The following is a 3,327-nucleotide window of genomic DNA, read 5'->3' as shown; positions in this document are numbered from 1 at the left end:
AGCGCGAACATCGATCCGACCGACAGCTCGACGCCGCCGGTGATGATCACGAGGCCGACGCCGATCGAGATCAGGCCGAACAGGCCGATCTGATTGGCAAGGTTCATCAGGTTGACCTGGGACGCGAATTGCGGATTGATCGCCGCCGTGATGGAGCCGATCACTACGATCAGAAGAAACAGGCCGAGTTCTTTCTTAAGCATGGGTGACCACTTCCTCTTTGCCCAGATCTTCTTTTCCGAGATCTTCTTTGCCCAGATTGCCCACGGCCAGCGTCAGGACGTTGTGCTCCGAGAACTGCGGCCTGTCGAGTATCCCGCTGATGCCGCCCTCGTGCATGACCGCGATGCGGTCGCTCACGCCGATGACTTCCTCCATGTCGCTGGAAATCATCAGGATCGCAACGCCGGCATCGGCCAGACCGCGCATCAGGGCATAGATCTCGCCCTTGGCCCCGACGTCGATGCCCCGCGTCGGCTCGTCGAAGATGATGAGCTGCGGCGCCATGGAGATCCATTTCGCCAGCACGACCTTCTGCTGGTTTCCTCCCGACAGGGTCACCGCGTCGGTGTCGATCGACGGAGCCTTGATCGAGAGGGAGCGGCACTGCTCGGTCGCCACGCTGACCTCGCGCGAGGTGTCGACCAGCATCGCCTTGGCGAAACGCTTGAGGTCGGGCAGCGAGATGTTCTCGGCGATCGACATGTCGAGCAGCAGGCCCGACTTCTTCCTGTCCTCCGGCGCCAGATAGATGCCGTGGGCGATGGCGTCCGCCGGTGTCCTGATCGTGACCGGCTTGCCATCCAGGAGGATCTGGCCGCCCTTGGCCGTATGGACGCCGAAGATCGTCTGCGCCAGCGACGTGCGCCCGGCGCCGACCAGACCGGCCAGCCCCAGGATCTCGCCGCGATGCACCATCAGCGAAACTTCCCGTTCCGGGAAGGCCGATGTGACGAAGTTCCGAAGCTCCAGCCCGCCGCGCCGGATGCCGACCTTGGGGGGGATGTACAGGGACTTCAGGTCCCGGCCGATCATCAGCCGGACCATGGCGCCGCTGGTGATCTGGCCTTTCGGCAGTTCGCCGACCTGACGGCCGTCCCGCAGCACCACGACCCGGTCGGCGCAGTGCTTCACCTCGCTGAGCCGGTGCGAGATGTAGATGATGCTGACGCCGGCCGCCTTGAGGTCGGCGATGACGCTCAGCAGCTTGTCGGTTTCCGTCAGGGTCAGGCTGGAGGTCGGCTCGTCCATGATGATGATGCGGGCATCCATGGACAGGGCCTTGGCGATCTCGACCATCTGGCGCTGTGCGATCGACAGCGCATCGACCGGGTCGTCCGGCGCGAAATCGACGCCGAGCCGCCGCAGCAGGGGTTTGACGCGCTGGTGCAGGGCCGCATTGTCGATCAGGTTGAGGAATCCGCCCCGCCGGGGCTCCCGCCCGATATAGATGTTGGCGGCGACGTCTAGGTTTTCGAACAGGTGCAGTTCCTGGTGGACGAAGGCGATGCCGGCATGGGCGGCATCCTTGACGCTCAGCGCCGGCCGCTGCTCGCCGTCGATCACGATCGACCCCGACGAGGGCTTGACGACGCCCCCCAGGATCTTCATCAGCGTCGACTTGCCGGCGCCGTTCTCGCCGATCAGGCCGACGATCTCACCTTTCCCGACCGACAGATCGACACCGCGCAGAGCCTGGACACCTGGATAGGACTTCGTGATCGAGCGCAGCTCCAAGAGTGTATCCGACATACGCGAACCTCGTTTGCGCGCAAGGAGCAGTGCTCCCTGCGGCGCTCGTATTCCAAGGACAGGCAGGACAGGCAGGTCCGGCGCCAGGGTGCCGGACCGAAGGGGCGTTACTTCTTCAGCAACTCCCTGACCTTGGCCGCGAAGTCCTTGACGTTCGTTTTGTCGATGACCTGGGTCGGAATGATCTTCTGCTTGTTCTCCGGGATGAAGGACTTGTCGCCCTCGATGTACTTGGCCAGGTAGATCATGGACTGGTAGCCGAACTCGTACGGCTGCTGCACCACGGTCGCGTCGATCACGTTCTCGGAAATACCCTTGAGCGTCTGCTGGTCCTCGTCGAAGCCGACGATCTTGACCTTGCCTTCCTTGCCGGCGGCCTTCACGGCGTTGTAGATCTGCGGCGTGTTGTAGGCCCAGAGCCCGACCAGAAGGTCGATGTTCGGGTATTTGGTCAGGGTGTCCTCGACGTTCGCCTTGGCCTTGGTCTGGTCGCCGCCGTCGGTCCGGACATCGAGGATTTCGATCTTCGAGCCGGCGATCGCTTCCTTGATGCCCTGAAGGCGCTCGCGCGCATTGGCGGCATCGAGAGTGCCGACGAACACCATCGCCTTGCCGCCGTTGGGCAGCGACTTCATCATCTGCTCGCCCGCCTGACGGCCGGCCGCGACGTTGTCCGTCCCGATATAGAGCGCCCGATTCGATTTCGGCGCATCGGCGTCCTGGGTGAACAGGGCGGCCTTGGCGGCAACCTGGTTCAGGATTTCGGTCGAGTTGTCGGGGTTGACCGGGCTGATCGAAACCCCCGCGACGCCCTTGGCGAGCAGGTCTTCCAGGATGCGCTTCTGCGCTGCGGCCGACATCTCGCCCGGGATGTAGAACTCGATGTTGTAGTTCGGCAGCTCCTTCTGGGCCTTTTCCGTGCCGCGCCGGGCGATCTGCCAGAAATCCGCCGGGACGTTGACCACGAAGGCCAGGGTCTTCTTCTCCTGGGCGAACGACGCCTGGGTTGCGAAGGCGCCAGCCGCGACGGCGGCAGCCATGCCGATCAGGGCACTTCTACGTCTGATCATAGCGTTTCCTCTATTATCGATTGTTATTTTCTTAGGCTCCCCTTGCCGCGACCTCCCTGGAAACCCCGGACGAATGCACAAGGCATCGGCCCGGGACCCAGACCGGTCTCGGCAGTCAATTTCAGAATGCAAACCGATCCCAAGTCAAGCAGTAATTAGCCTCTTGACGTGGCAAAATTATTACTACTCGTGCGGCTGCGATGGCCGTGCGAATCTTGTTATTTATTATGAAGCACGGCGTTCGCGCCGGAATAACGGCGGCGGCCTCCGGAACAGTCCGGCGGCTTCGGCGGGGATGCCGGTCAGCGTCCCACCTATTGGTTGTTGGTTGGTCCGTTACGGCGAGAAGCTACCCACAACAAAAAAATCCATGATGCTTGTTCAGGCAAGCTCCGGAAAAAGTGCAGGCACTATGCGGCGGTCTTCAACCACCCGAATTCCGTTTCCTTGAACGTGACAGCTCTAGAGTCGTGCTCAAGCTCATCGATTTCGGTAAGAAGGTCGG

General features: G+C 62.2%; 2 protein-coding genes and 1 pseudogene. All 3 read right to left on the bottom strand.

Annotated features, from left to right (window positions below; translation table 11 throughout):
• A pseudogene (locus tag AC5JJ6_RS32040) lies at positions 1-203 on the bottom strand (ABC transporter permease); the annotation flags it as partial.
• A complete protein-coding gene (locus AC5JJ6_RS32035) occupies positions 196-1,752 on the bottom strand; it encodes a sugar ABC transporter ATP-binding protein (RefSeq protein ID WP_496045931.1) in 1,557 nt (518 codons plus the stop codon). The gene AC5JJ6_RS32035 and the pseudogene AC5JJ6_RS32040, both read right to left, overlap by 8 nt.
• 107 nt (positions 1,753-1,859) lie before the next feature.
• Positions 1,860-2,822: a sugar-binding protein gene (locus AC5JJ6_RS32030; RefSeq protein WP_496045930.1), complete on the bottom strand. Its 963-nt coding sequence runs from the start codon at positions 2,820-2,822 to the stop codon at positions 1,860-1,862.
• Positions 2,823-3,327 lie beyond the last annotated feature (505 nt).

The organism is Skermanella sp., from assembly GCF_059503625.1.
The sequence above is the reverse complement of the archived record's forward strand: the minus strand, read 5'-3'. Positions and strand labels throughout refer to the sequence as shown.

What these genes read in the sequence shown, in the direction of transcription:
- AC5JJ6_RS32035 (WP_496045931.1), bottom strand. Translation starts at nt 1,752, where the DNA reads ATGTCGGATACACTCTTGGAGCTGCGCTCGATCACGAAGTCCTATCCA.
- AC5JJ6_RS32030 (WP_496045930.1), bottom strand. Translation starts at nt 2,822, where the DNA reads ATGATCAGACGTAGAAGTGCCCTGATCGGCATGGCTGCCGCCGTCGCG.